Here is a 20,721-nt window from a genome sequence, read left to right on the forward strand (position 1 = left end):
TTTCTTAATAGAATATAAAGTGCAGTAAAATTATTTACTGCACTTTTTTATTTAGTAAAATCTGAAATGTAGTTCCTTTACCAATTTCAGAATGTAAAACCTTAATTCTTCCGTTGTGGTATTCTTCAACAATTCTTTTGGTTAAAGAAAGCCCAAGTCCCCAGCCACGTTTTTTGGTAGTAAAACCAGGTTCAAAAATGGTTTTAAATTGTTTTTTAGAAATTCCAGTTCCAGAATCTTTAATGTTGATTTTTACATGATGAGCATCTTGTTCAATTTGAAGATCTAAAGTTCCTTTTCCTTTCATAGCATCAATAGCATTTTTAACTAAATTTTCAATAGTCCAGCTATGCAAAGTCGGATTAATCATGCCGAAAATAGCATTTTCTGGCGCTTTAAACGAAAAAGCAACTTGTTTAGAAAATCGAGATTGCAAATACTCGTATGCATTTTTTGTTTCATCAACAATATCATAAAGTCCTAAAACAGGCACTGATCCAATTTTAGAAAAACGATCTGTAATAGTTTGCAGACGCTCGATATCTTTTTCTATTTCTAAGGAAATTGAAGGGTCAATGTCTTCCGTTTTTAAAATTTCAACCCATCCAATCAAGGAAGATAAAGGTGTTCCAATTTGATGTGCCGTTTCTTTAGCCATTCCCGCCCAAAGTTTATTTTGGGTCGCCATTTTTGTACTCTTGTAAAAATTATAAATTAAAGCAATACATAAGAAAATAATAAGAGCTAAAGCGATTGGATAATACTTAAGTTTATTGAGCAATTCTGAGTTTCCGTAATACAATGTCTGATATTTTCCAGGCGCATATTCAAAAGTTATAGGTTCATTCTCGTTTTTTAATTTATTCAAAAAAGCAGTTCTTTTTTTCTTGTCAATAAGAACTTCGTCTGGAACATTTTTAGCGCTCACGACTTTATCATATAGCATTATAATACCCGGAATTGTAGTGTTGTTGCTGAAAATTTGGAGAGGTAGCTCTACGTCGGTGTTTTCATTTGCATTTACAAGCGTAATTTGTGCATTTACAAAAAGCTTCATTTTTAAGCGTTCCTCAATTTTAAATATCTGGAAGAAAGTATAAGTGTTCCAGAGAATTAGAGAAATGATAAGGAAGCAAACCGAAATAATAATCCAGCGGGTTGTGTTTGTTCTTTCAGAAAAAGACATATCAATTATTTTGAGGTATAAATATAACGAAATATACACATTTTATATTTTGCGTATACCGAAAGATTTTTAGTTTTATCTGGAAAAGTATTTCTTCTAATTAAACGATTTCAATACTTTTGCAATTACCAAAATGAGGTTTGGTTAAAAAAGAAAAATTATGATTAGCATCGATCCAAAAGAGATTCCGACAGCCAAATTGCATGGATATTTGCAAAGCGCAGTGGGGCCGAGACCAATTGCTTTTGCAAGTACAATCAGTTCAAAAGGAATTCCGAATTTATCGCCTTTTAGTTTCTTTAATGTATTTAGTGCCAATCCGCCAATTTTGGTTTTTTCGCCAGCACGACGTGTTCGAGACAATACGGTCAAACATACCTTAATAAATGCGCAAGATACCCGCGAAGTGGTTATTAATGTTGTAAATTTTGATTTGGTACAACAAACATCTTTGGCGAGTACAGAATATGCAGAAGGTGTAAACGAATTTATTAAAGCTGGTTTAACACAAATTCCTTCTGATCTTGTAAAACCATATCGAGTAAAAGAATCTCCAGTTCAATTTGAATGCAAGATAACGCAGATTATTCCGTTAGGAACTGAAGGGGGAGCAGGAAATTTGATTTTGTGTGAAGTGGTAAAAATGCACATTCACGAATCTATTTTAGATGAAAATGGGGCAATAGATCAGCATAAAATTGATTTGGTTTCTAGGTTAGGAAAAGATTGGTATTCGAGATCAAATCAAGGTCTTTTTGAAGTAGTAAAACCCTTGACAACACTGGGAGTAGGTGTAGATGCGATTCCTGATTTTGTAAAAGAAAGCGCTGTTTTTGATGGAAATGATTTAGGCAAACTCGGAAACGTAGAAGTATTGCCTACAACGGAAGAAGTTAGTATATTTGTGAAAGAAAATTTTTCTGTGAAAGGAGTTTTAAGTTCCGATGATCAGCAAAAAGTGCACTTGGAAGCCAAAAAATACTTGGATAATGGCGATGTAGAATCGGCTTGGAAAGTGCTTTTAGCAAAAAAATAAAAAGAATAGAAACAATAATTAATATAAACGAAGATGGAAGTTATAGGAAAAGTAAAAGTGGTTAACCCAGAGCAGCAAGTTAGTGCATCATTCAAAAAAAGAGAATTGGTTGTAACTACAGATGAGCAGTATCCACAGCATATTTTAATCGAATTTACACAAGATAAATGCGATTTATTAAGCAGCTATAAGCAAGGAGAGCCGGTAAAAGTTTCTATCAATTTAAGAGGAAGAGAGTGGGTTAATCCACAAGGAGAAACGAGATATTTCAATAGTATTCAAGGTTGGAGAATCGAAAGAGTAGGTAACGAAGCGCCAACACAAGCGCCACCAATGCCAACTGCACAAACTTTTGCTCCAGCAACAAATGTAAGCGAAGACGAACCAGACGATTTACCGTTCTAAAAAAGGTTTAAATTCCAATATATTAAATTCCAAATTCCAATTCATTCGACTGAATTTGGGATTTGGAATTTTTTGTTTTTTTTGTCATTTCGACTGAAGGGAGAAATCACACAAGTAATTCCATAAAGTGAATCGACAATCTTTGGCGAGTTTCGAGTGTGATTTCTCCCTTCAGTCGAAATGACAAAATCGCATAAATTTTTTCAACATTGATTATTGTAGAAAGATGTATTATTTATTCAACGATTTATTTTTTCCGCCTGTTACTGAAGCCGATGAAGAAGGCGTTTTGGCTATTGGTGGCGATTTAAGTTCAGAACGTTTACAATTGGCTTACAAAAGCGGTATTTTTCCTTGGTTTAATGAAGGAGAACCGATTCTTTGGTGGGCGCCAGATCCGAGAATGGTATTGTTTTTTGATGAATTGGTCATATCGAAAAGCATGAGAAATATTCTCAATAGAAAGATGTTTAAGGTTACATATAATAAAAATTTCAGAGAAGTAATTTCGAATTGCCAGCAGATAAAACGCGATGGACAAAACGGAACTTGGATTTCTAACGAAATGATTGATGCGTACTGTAAATTAAACGAAGAAGGAATTGCAAAATCTGTTGAGGTTTGGCAGGACGAAACTTTGGTTGGCGGTTTGTATGGAATCGATTTGGGAAATATATTTTGCGGAGAAAGTATGTTTTCTAAAGTTTCAAATGCTTCAAAAGTGGCTTTTATTGCTTTAGCTTTACATTTGCAAAAACAAAATTACAAATTATTAGATTGCCAGGTTTATAATCCTCATTTAGAGAGTTTAGGTTGTCGTGAAATTGAACGTGAAGAATTTATGTCTATTTTAAAAAGTAAATAAAAATGAGCGCAGTTTACAGTGTAAAAGAAATCTATATTTATCCGATAAAAAGTTTGGCGGGAATTAGTTTAAAAAGTGCCAATGCAGAAGAAATGGGCTTTGAAAATGACCGTCGCTGGATGCTTATTAATACTGAAAATGTTCATGTTACTCAAAGAGAATATCCTAAAATGAGTCAGTTTTATCCTGAAATTTCGGGAGATAAAATTAGAATCAATTTTGAAGGAGAAACTCATGAATTCTTGATACATGAATATCTTGAAAATGCTATCGATTCGCATGTCTGGGATGATAAAAGCGAAGTTTTCGAAGTAAATAAAAATTCTTCGAAATGGTTTAGTGATAAATTAGGTTTTGAATGTAAACTGGTAAAAATTATAAAAAACGGAGACAGAAAACATGAAAGTTCTAAACTAAAAGAAACCTTCAATGTTAGCCTTGCTGACGGATATCCTTATTTATTAATTGGAACAGAAAGTCTTGATTTTTTGAATGAAAAACTAGAAGAAAAAATTACCATCAAAAGATTTCGCCCAAATATTGTTGTTAGTACCCAAAACGCTCACGAAGAAGACGATTTTAAGAGTTTTAAAATTGGAGAAGTTCAGTTTAAAAACATTAAACCTTGCGGAAGATGTATTATGGTTAATAATGATCCTCAGAAAGGAATTGTAAAAAAAGAACCTCTAAAAACGTTGAGCAAATACAGAAATGTTGATAATTCTGTTTTGTTCGGAACCAATATTGTGAGTTTAAATTCAGGAATTATTAATGTTGGTGATGAAGTTATTTTCTAAAAATTCAACTTTGTAAAATTCCAATTTAACGTATTAAAAATTACCAATTCATTCTTTAAAGCAGGTAATTCTAGAATCAGTTTCAGAGTTTCGTGTGCCATCATATTTCCAATAATTCCGGGCAAAGTTCCTAATACACCATTCAAATTACAATTAGGAACTTCTTTTGGATTAGGCATTTCTGGAAATAAGTCACGAAGATTTTTACTTCCGTTATGATTGAAAACCGCAATCTGGCCTTCAAATTTTAAAATACTTCCGTAAACCAAAGTCTTTTTTAGAAGAACGCAGGTATCATTGACTAAATATCGAGTCGAAAAATTATCAGAACCATCTACAATAATATCGTATTGTTCTATAATTTTTGATGCATTTTCTGCAGTTAACTTTTCATTAATTGCAAGAGCTTCAATCAACGGATTTAATTTGGAAACTACTTTCTGCGCCACAATGGCTTTTTGCTCTCCAATTTCATTTTCGGTGTATAAGATCTGTCGATGAAGATTATGAATTTCAATGGTGTCAAAATCCATAATTCCGATAAAACCAACTCCAGCCGTTGCAATATATTGTAAAATAGGACAACCTAAACCGCCAGCGCCAATTACTAAAATGCGTGCTTTTTTTAGTTTTTCCTGACCTTCATCACCAATTTCTGGAAGGATAGTTTGTCTGTTGTAACGCAGAAATTCTTGAATTATGCTCACTTTAAATTTTAGATTTTAGATTGTTGATTTTAGATTGTTGATTTTATATTAGAATTTGGACTCGACCGATAGCGAACAGGCGAAGCAATTTTAATATTTGAATTTTTAAATAAAACTTTTGCTCCAATCTTTCCAAACGGGTTCGTAACCTGCATTTTTTATGATTTTTGAAATTTCCTCCGCGGAACGTTCATCGCTAATTTCGAATTGTTCCAAAGATTGAGGATCTACAACATAACCGCCCGGATTTGTTTTAGAGCCCGCACTCATGCTCGTAACTCCGATTGGAATTATATTATTTCTGAATTTCTCGTTTTCTCTGGTTGAAATCGAAATTTCTAAATCTTCATTCCACAAGCGGTAAGCGCAAATTAATTGGGTTAAATCTTTATCGTCCATAATAAAATTCGGTTCGATAATACCTTCCGCAGGACGCAAACGCGGAAAAGAAACTGAATATTTGGTTTGCCAATATTTTTTTTGAAGATAATCTAAGTGCAGAGCATTAAAAAAACTGTCCGTTCGCCAGTCTTCCAAACCTAATAAGACACCTAAACCAATTTTATGAATTCCTGCAGTTCCGATTCGATCAGGAGTTTCCAATCTATAATCGAAGTTTGATTTTTTGCCTTTTGTATGATATTTTTTGTAAACTTCCTGATGATACGTTTCCTGATAAACCAAAACCGAATATACTCCAGCGTTATGCAAACGCTCATAATCTTCGGTAGAAAGAGGTTGAACTTCGACAGAAATAATTGAAAAATCTTCTTTAATTAAATTAATGGCATTTAGAAAATAATTGATGTTTACGGTATAATTAGCTTCTCCAGTAACTAATAAAACATGATCGAAACCAGTTTTTTTTAAGGATTCGACTTCTAGTTTTATTTCAGCATCAGAAAGTGTTTTTCTTTTGATTTTATTGTCTAAACTAAATCCGCAATAGGTACAAATGTTTTGGCATTCGTTGCTTAAATAAAGCGGGGCATACATTTGAATGGTTTTTCCGAAACGTTTTTTTGTTATTTCATGACACTTTTGTGCCATTTGTTCTAAATAATTTTGAGCAATTGGAGAAATCAAAGTCAGAAAATCATCAAGATTGTATTTGGTTTTGGCCAAAGTTCGTTCGACATCTTTTGATGTCGTTTGATATATTTTGGATTGAATTTTATCCCAATTATATTGCTCAAAAATAGCTTTAAATGTGTTCATTTTGAATGTGTTTTTTTACCGCAAAGTGCGCTAAGAATACGCAAAGTTCACAAAGCTTTGGGTTCTTGTTTTTGACTTTAAAGCACACAAAGCTTTGTGAACTTTGCGAAAAAACTTTGCGTTCTTTGCGGTAAAAAACTTTTGCGGTTAATATTATTTAGTCATATAAAAATGAAGTCAAAGGACTTGAAGCAACTGCATAATTTTGCTGATTAGCAACTTTGGCTTCAAAAGCTTTTCTTCCTGCTATTACAGCTTGCTTGAACGCCTCTGCCATTAATTTTGGATTTCCAGCAACAGCAATTGCAGTGTTTACCAAAACAGCATCGGCACCAATTTCCATTGCTTTTGCAGCGTCAGAAGGAGCGCCAATTCCCGCGTCGACAATAACTGGAACATTACTTTGATCGATTATAATTTCTAAAAAATCAATTGTTTTTAAACCTTTATTGCTGCCAATTGGTGATCCAAGAGGCATAACGGCAGCAGTTCCAGCGTTTTCTAAATGTTTGCATAAAACTGGATCAGCATGAATGTACGGAAGAACGAGAAAGCCTAGTTTTGCCAATTCTTCTGTGGCTTTTAATGTTTCAATCGGATCTGGCATTAAATATTTGGGATCTGGATGAATTTCTAATTTTACCCAATTCGTTTCTAAAGCTTCACGAGCCAATTGCGCTGCAAAAACGGCTTCTTTGGCATTTCTTGCTCCAGAAGTATTCGGTAATAAATTGATACTCGGATGTTGCAAATGCGATAAAATGGCGTCTGTGTCGGTTTCTAAATCAATACGTTTTAATGCAACCGTTACCAATTCGCTTTCTGAAGCCAAAATCGCTTGTTCCATTTCTTCATTCGAACCAAATTTTCCCGTTCCTAAAAATAAGCGAGATTTAAAAGATTTATCTCCTATGTTAAGCAATGATGTTTGCATATAATTTTTCGTTTAGTTGTTGAATCAGTTTCTCTTTTTCATCACTTTCTGTAATGATTCCAGAAACGGCAATTCCGTGAATCCCAGTTTCTAGTAACGGACTCACATCACGTACTGTAATTCCTCCGATAGCGTAAACAGGAATTTGGAGTTTGTTTTTTTTAAGTTTTTCAAGAATGTCAAAATAACCTGCTAAACCTAAAATCGGGCTTAACTTTTCCTTTGTGTTTGTAAATCTAAATGGTCCCAAACCAATATAATCACAGCCATTCTTGATATGGTTTTCAATATCTTCAAATGTATTTGCCGTGCCTCCTATTATTTTGTTTGTGCCTAAAATAGCTCTGGCTTCGTCAATTTTGGTATCAGTTAAACCTAAATGAATACCATCTGCGGCGATTTGTTCGGCAAGATGTAAATCGTCATTTATAATAAAATTCGCAAGATATTCTTCACACAAAGGTTTTACAGCTTCCGCTAAAGTAAAAGTATCTTTGGAGGTTTGGTTTTTAAATCGCATTTGCACCCAATTGCATCCCGCATCAAGTGCCTGATGAATGTTATACAGTTGCTGTTCGATAGTTTCGCCTTGTGAGATGTATTGCAGTTTGTTATACATAATGGTATCCGATTAAGGTTGAAGTTGAACTTAGATAGTTTTCTATATAGTTTTTAGCATTTTTACAAGCTTCAAGATTGTTTTGATTTAAAGCTAAATTTGAAGCAATTGCCGAAGAAAGCACACAGCCAGAACCATGTTTTTCAAAGCATTTTTTATCAGATGGAGGCAATTCTAAAATTTCATTTTTTAGAAATAAAAGATCTGTTCCAAGAGCAGTTTTATTATGGCCGCCTTTTAAGAGAATATGGGCTGAAGTTTCCTTTTTTCTCCAATACTCTTTTGAGATAAATCCTGGAAATAGCATTTCGATTTCATGATAATTCGGTGTTATGAGATCAATTTTTGATATGATTTTATTTAAATCCAAATAATCTTTAATATTTAAAAACTCAAATTTAGTCGTCGATTTTAAAACAGGATCCCAAACAATTTTTGTTGATGGAGAAAGCAGTTTTATTGTTGAAACAATTCGGCTTAAATCATATAAAGAAGAAAGAATTCCGATTTTCACAGCGCTTATTTTATAATTCAAAAACAAAGTTTCAATAGAACCAATGACAAAACTCAAATCTGTCCATTGAATTTCATAAAATTGATTCTCAGTCTGAATGGTATTTGCGGTTGAAATAGCAAAACCATTTACTTTATGCTGCTCAAAGGTTTTGATATCAGCCAAAATTCCGGCTCCTCCTGAAGGATCTAAACCTGCGATTGTAAGCACGAAAGGGCGATCTTCTGACATATTTTAAATTGTTTTATTGGGTTTTCATTATTCCAGATACTTCCTAAAAGAGCAATATCATCAAAACCATTTTTCATTGTTTTTTGAATATTTTCAAGATCAATTCCGCCTAAAGCAATCACTTTTGTTTTATAATTTGTTCTTGATTTTAAAGCTTCAAAAAAATCTGTTTTTGGCTCATAATTTTCTTTTGAAATGCTTTTAAAAACGGGACTTAAGAAAGCGTAATCGAAATTTTCAAGGGAATTAAAATCTTCTATCGAATGTGTTGATGTTGATTTAGATTCGTTTTTAGACCTACAAGGTTTTGAAAACCTTGCAGGACGACCAAAATTGTTTTTTCTTTCTTTTTCAGAAAAATGCAAGCGATTAATGCCAAAATCTTCCGCTAAGTGATGATGATTGTGCAAAACCAAATTTGTTCGAAATTCCAATTTTATTTGATGAATAAACTCCGCCATTTCTAATTCAGAAAAATCAGGTTTCCGAACATGAAACAAAGACAATCCTTCTTCACATAAAGAATGAATTATCTTGATTTCATCAGCAACAGCAAAAGGATTAGAGATCACAATCATATCTTTTCTCTTTATTCTTTCTTCTATTTTCTAAAACTCTAAATATAAATCTCTTTCCCTTGCTCAATAAATTCTTCTGATTTCTCCTGCATTCCTTTTTCAGCCGCAGCAACATCCCTAATTTCCTGAGATATTTTCATAGAACAGAATTTAGGACCGCACATCGAGCAGAAGTGCGCTACTTTTGCGCCATCTGCAGGAAGTGTTTCATCGTGAAATTCTCTTGCTGTATCAGGATCTAGCGCCAAATTAAATTGATCTTCCCAACGGAATTCAAAACGGGCTTTACTTAATGCATTATCGCGATATTGCGCTCCTGGATGGCCTTTTGCTAAATCTGCAGCATGAGCCGAAATTTTATAAGTGATCACTCCATCTTTTACATCTTTTTTATTTGGTAAACCGAGATGTTCTTTTGGAGTTACATAACACAGCATTGCGCAACCGTACCAGCCAATCATTGCCGCTCCAATTGCCGATGTAATATGATCGTAACCTGGTGCAATATCTGTTGTTAAAGGACCTAATGTGTAAAAAGGCGCTTCATGGCAATGTTCTAATTGTTTGTCCATGTTTTTTTTAATCATGTGCATCGGAACGTGTCCAGGCCCTTCAATAAAAACCTGAACATCATGTTTCCAAGCAATTTTGGTCAATTCGCCTAAAGTTTCTAGTTCGGCAAATTGTGCAGCATCATTCGCGTCAGCAATCGAGCCTGGACGCAAACCATCTCCAAGAGAAAAAGCGACATCATATTGTTTCATAATTTCGCAGATTTCTTCAAAATGAGTGTATAAGAAGTTTTCTTTATGATGAAATAAACACCATTTTGCCATAATTGAACCGCCTCGAGAAACAATTCCAGTCACACGATTTGCAGTTAAGTGAATATATCGAAGCAAAACTCCAGCGTGAATGGTGAAATAAGAAACACCTTGTTCTGCTTGCTCAATTAAAGTATCGCGGAAAATTTCCCAAGTCAAATCTTCGGCAATTCCTTTTACTTTTTCCAATGCCTGATAAATCGGAACGGTTCCAATTGGAACGGGTGAATTTCGGATAATCCATTCTCTGGTTTCATGAATGTTTTTTCCTGTTGATAAATCCATAATCGTGTCAGCTCCCCAACGGCAAGCCCAAACGGCTTTTTCTACTTCTTCTTCAATGCTGGAAGTGACAGCACTGTTACCAATGTTGGCATTAATTTTTACCAAGAAATTTCGACCAACAATCATCGGTTCGCTTTCTGGATGGTTAATATTGTTTGGAATTATGGCTCTTCCGCAAGCTACTTCAGAACGAACAAATTCTGGAGTGATTTTACTTTTTGGCGTATTAGCACCGAAACTATGACCGCCGTGCTGGCATTGCATAGCTTTGGTTTGCTCATTTAAAAGTTCAATTCTTTGGTTTTCGCGAATGGCAATATATTCCATTTCAGGTGTGATAATTCCTTGTTTGGCGTAATACAATTGCGTTACGTTTGCTCCTTTTTTGGCACGTTTTGGCTGATGTAAATATTCAAAACGAAGATGGTTCAGACTTTCATCACGTAATCTGCTTTGTCCGTAATCAGATGTTATTTCGCCCAAAATTTCAACATCATTTCGATCTAGAATCCAACTTTCGCGTAAGCGTGGCAGTCCTTTTCGGATATCAATTTCAACATTTGGATCTGTATATGGTCCTGAAGTATCGTAAACTGTTACAGGTGGATTTTTTTCTATTCCGCCATTTGAAAGTTTTGTGTCGCTAAGATGAATCTCGCGCATCGCTACTTTTATAGGGTGAATTTCACCATCTATATATACTTTTTTAGAATTTGGAAATGGGGTTCTGGATATTTGTTCTTCTGTTGTCATAGTTTTTTGTTTCAGGTTTGAAGTTTAAAGTTTCAACTTGTTCGGATTGCGTTTATTTACAGTATTTTTCCGTAGAGGCGCACTGCTGTGCGTCTACGTCCAGTGTGTAATTGGAATTTGGATTTTTAATTATTGGAATTTAAATTCTATCCTCCTTGAGTAGCAGAAATAATCAGAATTTCATCAGTTTCTTGTACGAAGAATTCGTTCCATTTGATTTTTGGAACAACAGTATTGTTAATAGCAACGGCGATTCCGTTTTGTTTGTTGGGAATTTCGAGATCGAGCAATGATTGAACGCTTAGCGATTCAGCATTGAATTTTTTTGTTTGTTGATTGATTTTTAGTTCCATTCCTTTTTGAGTTTAGTGTATAGTTACACGTTAGGAATGGCTACAATTACGCATAAAAATGCGCGCAGAAGTCATCTTACTTTTCCCTACGCTAGTATGAACTAGATCAGGTTCAGAGGGTAAAATCTCAGCCTACAAGTTGTAGACACCCCTAAAGTGTGAAGCAAATATAGATAATTTTTGTTTAAAAGTTTCAGGTTTCAAGTTTCAAGTTGTGCAAAATTTAAAACTTTGACTTAAAACGGAGGTTGTTTATTGGGTGTTTTTCCAGCAGTTTTCCGCGTGATCATTGATCATTCCTGTAGCTTGCATGTGTGCGTAAACAACAGTGGAGCCGACAAATTTAAATCCTCTTTTTTTTAAATCTTTACTGATTTCGTCTGAAAGAGGCGTCGTGGCTGGAACATCTTTTGAGGTTTTTGGACTGTTTATTATTGGTTTTCCGTTAGTGAATTTCCAGATATAATCTGAAAAACTTCCAAATTCTTCCTGAATTTTTATAAAAGCCTGGGCGTTTGAAACGGCTGCTTTTATTTTAAGTTTATTACGAATGATTCCACTATTTTGAAGTAGTTCTTGTATTTTATCTTCAGAATAATTGGCAATTTTTTTATAGTCGAAATAGTCGAATGCATTTCTGAAATTTTCTCTTTTGTTAAGAATTGTAATCCAGCTTAAACCGGCTTGAAACGTTTCTAGAATTAAAAACTCGAATAAAGTAGGGTCGTCGTAAACGGGAACTCCCCATTCTTCGTCGTGGTATTTTTTGTATAAATCGCTGGAAGTGCACCAGCCACATCGAATAAGATCTTTTTCCATTATTTTCCGATTTGCCAACTGTATCCTTTTACGGTAGGAATATACGCTGAACTGCCAATTATTACTAAATCAGTATAAATTTTTTTATCGTATTTAATGCCAATTGCTGTTCCTGAAGTATATAATTTATTGGCTTTAAAGGTAATTTTCATTAACCCGTCTTTGAATTTTGCATCAGAAACTTTTTCTAAAAACCAAGTCGATTTCCATTTTACCTCTATTTCATCTTCTGCAGTTTTGGTGATACTTTTAACTATCTTGACAGCTTCTCTTGGAATTTCAAAATTTTGCGTTAGTTCTTTTTGAGTAAACGTTTCCCCAATTTCACTGCTGGAAAGTATTTTTTTTAAATTATCAAATGTCATTAAGCTCTTATTCGATTGTTTTGGATCTATTAAATTGCTTTCAGCAGTCGTTTCTAAATTTTGTATTTGAGGTTTATTTTCTGTTTTTGGGCTCAACGTAAAATTGTTTTTTTGATAAGATTTTGAGCCTTTTTCCAGATTTTTTACTCCTGACTTTTCTAAATAGCTTCTTTTGAATTTTTTTTCAGAAGCGGGTTTTAATTTATTGACAGAAGAAATTAGTTCCTTTTTTGGCTGTTTTTTAGCATCATTGCTACAGCTTATTAGGAAGTAAGTTGTTGAAAGTAATATGATTGCGCAAATTTTTTTCATTATGTTAAGGTAATCTTATTCCTTGAGAGAAGTGTGCTCATTTAAATATTTTTTTATCAAATAATGACCTAAATAAATTGCAGGAGTTAAAACAATAGCGATAGCTAATTTAAAAGCGTATCCAACCAATCCTGAAGATATAAAGGTGTTGAAATCAATCTTTCCGGGAAGCCAGAAAGCAATTCCTAATACGATGAAAGAATCGAATAATTGTGAAATTACAGTTGAACCTGTTGTTCTAAGCCATATTTTTTTATGGCCTGTTCGGTTTCTAAAGAACCAAAAAACACTGACATCGATCAATTGTGAAACCATAAAAGCAATAATACTACCAACAATAATCCACATACTTTGTCCGAAAACTGCTTGAAATTGTTCGTCATTTACAGGACTAATTCCTTTTGCTGCGGGAATTACAATTGCCATAAACAAGATTAAAAAAGCGTATGCAATTAAACATGCCGTAATGAAAGAAAGTTTTTTTACGCCCTTTTCTCCAAAATATTCATTAATTAAATCTGTGGTTAAAAATACAATAGGCCAAGGCAAAATTCCTATACTCATAACAAAAGGTCCAATCTGAATTAATTTCCCTCCAATAAGTTCAGCTACAACGGCATTGGTGATAAATATTCCTGCAAGAACTACAAAAACGATCTCTTTTCTGGTTTTAAACATACTTATTTGATAATTGATGTTTCAAATTTAAGCTATTTCCTTTTAATTGATAATGGTTTTTTGAATTTGAAATTGGCTCAAGTTAAAAGTTAAAAATTATTCTTTGGTTTTCTTTTTAGTTATTTTTGGAACAATAACTAGTTCTATTATTGAATCAAATTAATGAGAATGAAAAAAATAGTATCAATTTTTATGATGAGTACAACTTTTTTTGCGTCTAACGCACAAACAAATTCTGATAATCCACTGCTGAAAAAATGGACAGGACCTTATGGTGGTGTTCCAGCTTTCAATGAGTATAAAGTGTCAGATTTTAAACCAGCAATCGAATTTGCAATTCAGGAAAAACTGAGTGAAGTAGATGCTATTGCAAACAATCCGAAAGTACCAACTTTTGACAACACGATAGCGGCAATGGAGCGCTCTGGAAAGACTATTTCGAGAATTTTAACGGTTTATGGTATCTATCGTTCCAATTTAAGCAGTCCAGAATTTAGTGTTGTAGACAGAGAAATGTCTCCAAAATTTTCTGAGTTTAGTGATAAAATCAATCAGAATAAAAAATTATTTACTAGAATTGAAACAGTTTATAATTCTAAAGAAAAGAGTAAACTTACAAGCGAGCAGCAACGTTTAATTTGGCTGTATTACAACAATTTTGTTCGTCAAGGTGCTCAGCTTAATGATGCAGATAAAGCAAAAGTAGCGGCTATCAATAAAGAATTAGCGACGCTTTTTACACGTTTCAGTCAAAATTTACTTGCAGAAGAGCATAATCAATATGTTGCTTTAAAGACAGAAAGTGATTTTGATGGTTTGCCAGCAGAAGTTAAAAATGCAGCTATAGCAGAAGCAAAAGAAAGAAAACTTGGTGTAATGGGATGTGTTGCTAATACACGTTCTTCAATTGAACCATTTTTGACATTTTCAACACGTAGAGACCTACGAGAAAAAGCCTTTGAAATTTTTGTTAAACGAGGAGACAACGGTAATGAAAATGATAACAATGCAACACTTGTTTCTATTTTGCAGCTGCGTACTCAAAAAGCGAAATTATTAGGATATCCTACTTTTGCTGACTGGAGTTTGTCTAATAAAATGGCAAAAGATCCAAAAAAGACTTTGGCTTTGATGGAGTCAGTTTGGGAACCGGCTGTTGAACAAGTGCACAAGGATGTTGCAGAAATGCAAAAAATAGTTGATGATGAAAAAGGAAATTTTAAGATTCAGCCATGGGATTACCGCTTTTATGCTGAAAAGGTTAGAAAAGCAAAATACGATTTAGATCAGAATGAAGTTAAGCCATATCTTCAGTTAGAAAACTTACGTGAAGGTATGTTTTGGGTTGCGGGTGAATTGTTTAATTTAAGCTTCAAACAAATTACCAATGTTCCAGTTTATCATCCAGATGTACGTGTGTGGGAGGTAAGTAATAAATTAACAGGCAAAGTGGTTGGTTTATGGTATTTTGATCCTTACGCGCGTGCGGGAAAACGCTCTGGAGCTTGGATGAATGCTTACCGTGATCAGCAAAAACTTGATGGCGATGTACTTACAATTGTTTCTAATAACTGTAATTTTGTTAAAGGAGCACCAAATGAGCCGATTTTAATTTCTTGGGAAGATGCAAGTACACTATTCCATGAATTTGGGCACGCACTTCATGGATTGTGTTCAAATGTAACGTATCCAAGTCTGGCAGGAACATCTGTAGCGCGAGATTATGTTGAGTTTCCTTCGCAGTTATTAGAACACTGGCTGGCAACCCCAGAAGTGTTGAATAAATTTGCGTTGCATTATAAAACAAACCAGCCTTTGCCAAAGACTTTAGTTGAAAGAATTGAAAAAGCATCTAATTTTGGAGAAGGCTTTGCTACTGTCGAAACAATTTCGAGTTCTTTGGTAGATATGAAGCTTCATTTGGCTACACAACCAATTGATCCTCATAAATTTGAAAAAGAGACTTTAGATGCGCTTCATATGCCTTCAGAAATTGTGATGCGTCATCGTATTCCTCAATTTGGACATATTTTCTCAAGCGATGGTTATGCTGCTGGTTATTACAGCTATTTATGGGCAGATGTTATCAATGCTGATGCATGGGAAGCTTTCTTAGAAGGAAAAGGACCTTATGATAAAGAAGTGGCCAAAAAGCTTTATGAAAATGTTTTTAGCATAGGAAACACTATTGATCAGGAAAAGGCATATGAGAATTTTAGAGGAAGAGCTCCAAAATCTGATGCTTTGATGCGTGCAAGAAATTTCCCGATTAAGGGTAAAAAATAATAAGATGAAAATCTGATTAAAGTCCTCGAATAATTATTTATTCGGGGATTTTTTTTGAATTGTCATGCAATTCGATCTTATAAAATAATTAAAGTCAAAGTCTTCTTTTTAGTAGTTCCAAAAGGAAGGACTTATATTATAGAGCTGGACTTCAGTCCAGTTTATGTCGAATAACAAAAAAAGCCCGAATAAATAAATATTCGGGCTTTTTTATATTGAAAAAAAATAGATTAACCTAAAGTTACTCTTTTGAAACCAGTGATTTCAACATTGAATCCTTTAACATAATCACCAACTTTTTTACTGTCATCTTTGATGAAGTTTTGATCTAGTAAAGCTTTTTCTTGATCTAAAGTAGTGTTGTCAGAAATGAAACGTTGCACTTTTCCTGGAAGAATTTTGTCCCAGATTTGTTCTGGTTTACCTTCAGCTTTTAATTCAGCTTTAGCATCTTCTTCTGCTTGTTTGATAACTTCAGGAGTTAATTGAGAGAAAGAGATGTATTTAGGAACATTTTTTAAAGTTTTTCCTAAACGTTTTGCTTCTTCATTATCTTTTTCGATTACAGCAATACGAGCAGCAAGTTCAGATTCAACGAAAGCTGGATCAAAATCTTTGTAAGATAATGTATCAGCACCCATAGAAGCAACTTGCATAGACACGTCTTTTGTTAAAGTTTCTGCATTAGCAATTGGAGCAGAAATAGCTGTTAAAGCAGCAATTTTGTTTACGTGAACATAAGATCCAACAAAAGCACCTTCTAAAATTTCGAAACCACCGATTTCGATTTTCTCACCGATAACACCTGTTTGCTCGATTAATTTTTCAGCAACAGTAATTCCGTTGAAGTCAGAAGCTAAGAACTCTTCTTTAGAAGAGAAATTGATAGCTCTTTCAACTAAATCTTTAGCTAAAGTTACGAAAGCTTCATTTTTACCTACGAAGTCAGTTTCACAGTTTAAAGTGATGATAGCTCCTTTAGTGTTGTCTGCATTGATAAAAGAAACAGCAGCTCCTTCAGAAGACTCACGGTCAGAACGGTTAGCAGCAACTTTTTGTCCTTTTTCTCTTAGGATTTGTATCGCTTTATCGAAATCTCCTTCAGCTTCAACTAAAGCTTTTTTACAGTCCATCATTCCGGCACCTGTAGATTGTCTTAATTTATTTACGTCTGCAGCAGTAATTGTTGACATAATATTTTGAATTTTTAATGTTAAAAGTAAAAAATTCCAGCTTTTAAATCCCAAACTCCAATTTTAATAAATTATCAACATAACGTTTTTAATTTTGTATTTGGAATTTGGAATTTAAAATTTGGAATTTAAAATTTGATTTATTCTTCAGTTGCAGGAGCAGCTTCAGCTTCAACAGCAGGAGCAGCTTCTTCAGTAGCTTCAACTTCTTTTTCAGAACCTCTGTCAGAAAGACCTTCGATTACTGCAGTAGTTACTAAAGATAAAATTTTGTCAATTGATTTAGAAGCATCATCATTTGCAGGAATCACGTAATCAACCTCTCTTGGGTCAGAATTCGTATCAACCATTGCGAAAACTGGAATGTTTAATTTTTGAGCTTCTTTTATTGCGATGTGTTCAGCTTTGATATCTACTACGAACAATGCTGCAGGTAGTCTAGACATATCAGCAATTGAACCTAAGTTTTTCTCTAATTTAGCACGTAGACGATCAACTTGCAAACGCTCTTTTTTAGATAACGTCATGAAAGTACCATCTTTCTTCATTTTATCAATAGAAGACATTTTTTTAACTGCCTTTCTGATAGTTACGAAGTTAGTTAGCATTCCACCAGGCCATCTTTCAGTGATGTAAGGCATGTTTGCAGCCTTTGCTTTGTCAGCAACGATGTCTTTAGCTTGTTTTTTGGTAGCTACGAATAAGATTTTTCTACCTGATGCAGCGATTTTTTTCAAAGCTTCGTTAGCTTCTTCAATTTTAGCTGCAGTTTTATATAGATTGATAATGTGAATACCATTACGCTCCATATAAATGTAAGGAGCCATGTTTGGATCCCATTTTCTAGTCATGTGTCCGAAGTGAACACCTGCTTCTAGTAATTCTTTTACTTCTATTTTGTTTGCCATTTTTGTACTAGTTTACGTTCTGTTGATTAGCAATGTATAAATGGCGATTTCTCTGGCTTTATACATTTAGATGCTAAACTATATCCTACCTCGGTAGGAGAGCAACAATAACTGTGTTTTTTAATTTCAATAAATAATTGATAATGTCTTGTCCCATTTGAACAAGACAGGTAATATTAACGTTTAGAGAACTGGAATCTCTTACGAGCTTTCTTCTGACCGAATTTCTTACGTTCAACCATTCTTGGATCTCTTGTTAATAAACCTTCTGGTTTAAGAATTCCTCTGTTTTCAGCGTTAACTTCACACATTACGCGTGCTAATGCCATTCTTACAGCCTCTGCCTGACCAGTTGAACCACCTCCGTAAACGTTTACTTTTACATCAAAGTTGTTTACATTTTCTGTCATAGACAATGGTTGTAAAACTTTGTATTGTAAAGTTGCAGTTGGAAAGTAAGTTGCGAATTCTTTTTTGTTTACAGTGATGTTTCCAGTTCCTTCAGAAACGTATACACGTGCAACAGCGGTTTTTCTTCTACCGATTTTGTGAATAACTCCCATTACTTAAGATCATTTAGGTTAACAGTTCTAGGTTTTTGAGCTCCGTGAGTATGCTCAGCACCTACAACAACATTTAGATTTCTAAAAAGTTCAGCTCCTAATTTGTTTTTAGGTAACATTCCTTTTACAGCTTTTTCTACTAATAATGCAGGGTTTTTAGCTTGCAATACTTTAGCAGTTAAAGTTCTTTGTCCTCCTGGGTAACCTGTATGACGCATGTAAATTTTGTCATTCAATTTTGTACCTGTAAGGTTAATTTTTTCTGAGTTGATAACAATTACGTTATCTCCACAGTCAACGTGCGGTGTGTAACTTGGCTTGTACTTACCTCTTAAGATCATTGCAACTTTAGAAGCAAGACGTCCTAAGTTATGACCTTCAGCGTCAACAACAATCCACTCTTTAGTTACAGTGGTTTTGTTAGCTGAAACTGTTTTGTAGCTTAATGCGTCCATAATATTATTTTAATTAAACATTCCATCCCCAATAAAGGGGATGCAAAAGTACAATTAATTATTTTAAAACCAAATACCTGAAAGAATATTTTATCTGCTGAAAATCAGGGCTTCAGTTTTTTAATTAATTAAGGAATAAAAAAACCGTCTCCACAATAAAGTGAAGACGGTTAAATATTTAGAAAAAAAATAATTATACGATAAATATATTGGCAATATCAACTACTTGCTGTGTTGTAAGTGGTTCATCATAAGCTTCGGAGCCGGCTGCAGCGCCAAAAGCGGTTGCTGTATTAAATCCTGCTTGAATGGTTACACCTTCGCCATCGTAAACAGCTTGGGTTGCTGCGGGCATTCCTGCACCTCTTTCTGCATTAGAGATCCATCCTTTTAGACCTCGTAATCTTCTAACTTCTGAAGCGTGACGAGCTTCAACAGAATGAATCTGCAATGCCGCGGTCAATAAATCGGGTGTTGTAATTAGGTTTGCGGCTTGTCCTTTATATGCTCTAACCCCAGTATCCTCGAAAGCTTGTGCTAATGCTAAAAAGGTTGGGTAATCTCCAAACGGATTAAAAGCGCCTCCGACTGTAAAGTCAAAAGTGGGTTTCGGAACAAAGTTGGCACTTGCTGTACCGCCTAATCCTGCAATCAAAAATTTTACGTGATCAGATTCGTGAGCGGCAATTTGTTGAAATACTTTTAAATCGCGCCCGCCATTTTCAGAAGCTGGAATAACACCTGAATCTAATGCCATGGCGTAAAATTCGTTTTCAAGGTATTCTAAAGTCAAAGCAAATTGTAAAGCTCCGATAGGAGTTGCTGGTGTTGCTGTAATGTCTTTAGCGAAAGCTTTATTAGTAAGAGCCGACAATCCGAAAGGAATTGAAGCTAAGGCTAAATTTTTTCCAATATTTCCAAACTGCGAAAAACTGTCTCTTCGAGAACCAGTACTATTCATTAAATTATCGTCAGTAAAGGACTCTATAAATTTTAAAATGTTCATAATTTCTAAGTTTTAACGGTTAAGATTAAGGCAAGTATTTAGCTGTAAATTTTGTGGTAATAAAATTGGCAGCAATCGGCAGTATTTTAGACGGATCTTTTGCATCGTCTAAACCTGTTGACATATTTACAATATCATCTCCGGCAAAATCTTTAGAATTCGGATTAATCAAACTTCTTATTGCAGCGGCATGTCTTGCTTCTACAGAAACAATTTTTCCTGCTAATAATAGGTAGTCGGCTGTCTTAATCAATTTACCAGCACCGTTATAGGCCGCAACTCCTGTATCTTCTAATGCTTTTGCAGTAGCCAGAACTTCGGTACGGCTGTTGAAATTTAAGGAACCATAATTAAAGGCCAAAGTAGGAAGTAATTGTGAGCTAGGATCGGGAAGTGCTCCATTTAAAGCAGCTTTGAAAAAATCTCTGTGAACGACTTCGTGGTGGTACAAGTCTGTTAAAACTTCGCGTTCAAGACTGCTGAATGCGCTATTAAAATTGCTGGCATTAACAACTTTAGTGTAAAAATCGGCTTCTAATTGTTCAAGAGCGTACGCATATGTTAATACTCCAAAATCTCCAGAACCTAAATCGAAGACACCATTTCTGATTCCTGGCAGAGAAGTGTCTGGCATATTGTTATCATTGTCGTTGTCGCTGCAACCAGCTAGAACTAAACCTGTGGTCACTAATGTTAATCCACTGAGCTTAAGAAAGCTCCTTCTGCTATTCAGTGAAGGGTCAACTTCATGAATTTTAACTTCGTTTTTCATAATCAAGTTTTTTAATAGGTTAACAACATTGGTCATTAGTTGTTTGGTATTTAATTATT

23 protein-coding genes and 1 riboswitch are annotated in these 20,721 nt (G+C 34.4%); of the genes, 5 read left to right on the forward strand and 18 right to left on the reverse strand.

The window, feature by feature from the left end; translation table 11 throughout:
• Positions 1 to 34: 34 nt before the first annotated feature.
• Positions 35 to 1,186 carry a sensor histidine kinase gene (locus LL966_RS16190; RefSeq protein WP_229354696.1) on the reverse strand — a complete coding sequence of 384 codons (1,152 nt, stop codon included), beginning with the start codon at positions 1,184 to 1,186 and terminating at the stop codon, positions 35 to 37.
• Positions 1,187 to 1,346: 160 nt separating this feature from the next.
• Between LL966_RS16190 and LL966_RS16195 the strand changes: the two genes are divergently transcribed.
• The 4 genes from LL966_RS16195 (at position 1,347) to LL966_RS16210 (ending at position 4,289) form a co-directional block, all read left to right on the forward strand.
• A complete protein-coding gene (locus tag LL966_RS16195; protein ID WP_229354697.1) occupies positions 1,347 to 2,222 on the forward strand; it encodes a flavin reductase family protein in 876 nt (291 codons plus the stop codon).
• Positions 2,223 to 2,255: 33 nt separating this feature from the next.
• Complete coding sequence (locus LL966_RS16200; RefSeq protein WP_115888273.1) at positions 2,256 to 2,627, forward strand: DUF3127 domain-containing protein; 372 nt, start codon at positions 2,256 to 2,258, stop codon at positions 2,625 to 2,627.
• A 226-nt stretch (positions 2,628 to 2,853) separates the two neighbouring features.
• The gene (aat, locus tag LL966_RS16205) at positions 2,854 to 3,492 is read left to right on the forward strand and encodes a leucyl/phenylalanyl-tRNA--protein transferase (RefSeq protein WP_229354698.1); all 639 of its coding nucleotides are present in this window, start codon (positions 2,854 to 2,856) and stop codon (positions 3,490 to 3,492) included.
• Between the two features lie 2 nt (positions 3,493 to 3,494).
• Entirely contained in the window at positions 3,495 to 4,289 is a 795-nt protein-coding gene (locus tag LL966_RS16210; RefSeq protein ID WP_229354699.1) for an MOSC domain-containing protein, read from the forward strand.
• Here the strand turns inward: LL966_RS16210 and LL966_RS16215 are convergent.
• The 11 genes from LL966_RS16215 to LL966_RS16265 all read right to left on the reverse strand — a co-directional run bounded on the left by LL966_RS16215 (position 4,286) and on the right by LL966_RS16265 (position 13,479).
• On the reverse strand, positions 4,286 to 4,996 hold the full coding sequence (locus LL966_RS16215; RefSeq protein WP_229354700.1) for a HesA/MoeB/ThiF family protein: 711 nt from the start codon (positions 4,994 to 4,996) through the stop codon (positions 4,286 to 4,288). The two genes, LL966_RS16210 and LL966_RS16215, sit on opposite strands and share 4 nt — an antisense overlap.
• A 105-nt stretch (positions 4,997 to 5,101) precedes the next feature.
• Entirely contained in the window at positions 5,102 to 6,214 is a 1,113-nt protein-coding gene (thiH, locus tag LL966_RS16220) for a 2-iminoacetate synthase ThiH (RefSeq protein ID WP_229354701.1), read from the reverse strand.
• 157 nt (positions 6,215 to 6,371) lie between these two features.
• Positions 6,372 to 7,148, reverse strand: a complete 777-nt coding sequence (locus LL966_RS16225) for a thiazole synthase (protein WP_317207145.1) — start codon at positions 7,146 to 7,148, stop codon at positions 6,372 to 6,374.
• Positions 7,129 to 7,767, reverse strand: a complete 639-nt coding sequence (locus tag LL966_RS16230; RefSeq protein ID WP_229354702.1) for a thiamine phosphate synthase — start codon at positions 7,765 to 7,767, stop codon at positions 7,129 to 7,131. The genes LL966_RS16225 and LL966_RS16230 overlap by 20 nt, the downstream gene beginning before the upstream one ends.
• Entirely contained in the window at positions 7,760 to 8,512 is a 753-nt protein-coding gene (locus tag LL966_RS16235) for a hydroxymethylpyrimidine/phosphomethylpyrimidine kinase (protein WP_229354703.1), read from the reverse strand. The genes LL966_RS16230 and LL966_RS16235 overlap by 8 nt, the downstream gene beginning before the upstream one ends.
• Positions 8,470 to 9,090, reverse strand: coding sequence for a thiamine phosphate synthase (locus LL966_RS16240; RefSeq protein WP_229354704.1), 621 nt, complete (start codon positions 9,088 to 9,090; stop codon positions 8,470 to 8,472). The genes LL966_RS16235 and LL966_RS16240 overlap by 43 nt, the downstream gene beginning before the upstream one ends.
• Before the next feature lie 38 nt (positions 9,091 to 9,128).
• On the reverse strand, positions 9,129 to 10,952 hold the full coding sequence (gene thiC / locus LL966_RS16245) for a phosphomethylpyrimidine synthase ThiC (protein WP_229354706.1): 1,824 nt from the start codon (positions 10,950 to 10,952) through the stop codon (positions 9,129 to 9,131).
• A gap of 146 nt (positions 10,953 to 11,098) precedes the next feature.
• The gene (thiS, locus tag LL966_RS16250; protein WP_229354708.1) at positions 11,099 to 11,305 is read right to left on the reverse strand and encodes a sulfur carrier protein ThiS; all 207 of its coding nucleotides are present in this window, start codon (positions 11,303 to 11,305) and stop codon (positions 11,099 to 11,101) included.
• Positions 11,306 to 11,371: 66 nt separating this feature from the next.
• A riboswitch (TPP riboswitch) is annotated at positions 11,372 to 11,468 on the reverse strand.
• Between the two features lie 89 nt (positions 11,469 to 11,557).
• Positions 11,558 to 12,124: a DNA-3-methyladenine glycosylase I gene (locus LL966_RS16255; RefSeq protein ID WP_229354710.1), complete on the reverse strand. Its 567-nt coding sequence runs from the start codon at positions 12,122 to 12,124 to the stop codon at positions 11,558 to 11,560.
• Positions 12,124 to 12,801: a hypothetical protein gene (locus LL966_RS16260; RefSeq protein ID WP_229354712.1), complete on the reverse strand. Its 678-nt coding sequence runs from the start codon at positions 12,799 to 12,801 to the stop codon at positions 12,124 to 12,126. Before LL966_RS16260 ends, LL966_RS16255 begins: the two co-directional genes overlap by 1 nt.
• 15 nt (positions 12,802 to 12,816) lie before the next feature.
• Entirely contained in the window at positions 12,817 to 13,479 is a 663-nt protein-coding gene (locus LL966_RS16265; protein ID WP_229354714.1) for a queuosine precursor transporter, read from the reverse strand.
• Between the two features lie 168 nt (positions 13,480 to 13,647).
• Between LL966_RS16265 and LL966_RS16270 the strand changes: the two genes are divergently transcribed.
• Complete coding sequence (locus tag LL966_RS16270; protein ID WP_229354715.1) at positions 13,648 to 15,765, forward strand: M3 family metallopeptidase; 2,118 nt, start codon at positions 13,648 to 13,650, stop codon at positions 15,763 to 15,765.
• A 230-nt stretch (positions 15,766 to 15,995) separates the two neighbouring features.
• Here the strand turns inward: LL966_RS16270 and tsf are convergent, their stop codons facing one another.
• The 6 genes from tsf to LL966_RS16300 form a co-directional block, all read right to left on the reverse strand.
• Positions 15,996 to 16,958 (reverse strand): translation elongation factor Ts, encoded by a 963-nt coding sequence (gene tsf, locus LL966_RS16275; protein WP_229354717.1) that lies wholly within the window; start codon positions 16,956 to 16,958, stop codon positions 15,996 to 15,998.
• A gap of 140 nt (positions 16,959 to 17,098) precedes the next feature.
• Entirely contained in the window at positions 17,099 to 17,866 is a 768-nt protein-coding gene (gene rpsB, locus LL966_RS16280) for a 30S ribosomal protein S2 (RefSeq protein ID WP_229354719.1), read from the reverse strand.
• A 176-nt stretch (positions 17,867 to 18,042) separates the two neighbouring features.
• The gene (gene rpsI / locus LL966_RS16285) at positions 18,043 to 18,429 is read right to left on the reverse strand and encodes a 30S ribosomal protein S9 (RefSeq protein WP_229354721.1); all 387 of its coding nucleotides are present in this window, start codon (positions 18,427 to 18,429) and stop codon (positions 18,043 to 18,045) included.
• Positions 18,429 to 18,884: a 50S ribosomal protein L13 gene (gene rplM, locus LL966_RS16290; RefSeq protein WP_229354723.1), complete on the reverse strand. Its 456-nt coding sequence runs from the start codon at positions 18,882 to 18,884 to the stop codon at positions 18,429 to 18,431. The genes rpsI and rplM overlap by 1 nt, the downstream gene beginning before the upstream one ends.
• 193 nt (positions 18,885 to 19,077) lie before the next feature.
• Entirely contained in the window at positions 19,078 to 19,890 is an 813-nt protein-coding gene (locus LL966_RS16295; protein WP_229354725.1) for a ferritin-like domain-containing protein, read from the reverse strand.
• Between the two features lie 25 nt (positions 19,891 to 19,915).
• Complete coding sequence (locus tag LL966_RS16300) at positions 19,916 to 20,662, reverse strand: ferritin-like domain-containing protein (protein ID WP_229354726.1); 747 nt, start codon at positions 20,660 to 20,662, stop codon at positions 19,916 to 19,918.
• Between the last annotated feature and the right edge of the window lie 59 nt (positions 20,663 to 20,721).

Origin of the sequence: Flavobacterium chungbukense (genome assembly GCF_020805785.1) — a bacterium.
GTDB classification, from domain to species: Bacteria; Bacteroidota; Bacteroidia; order Flavobacteriales; family Flavobacteriaceae; genus Flavobacterium; species Flavobacterium chungbukense.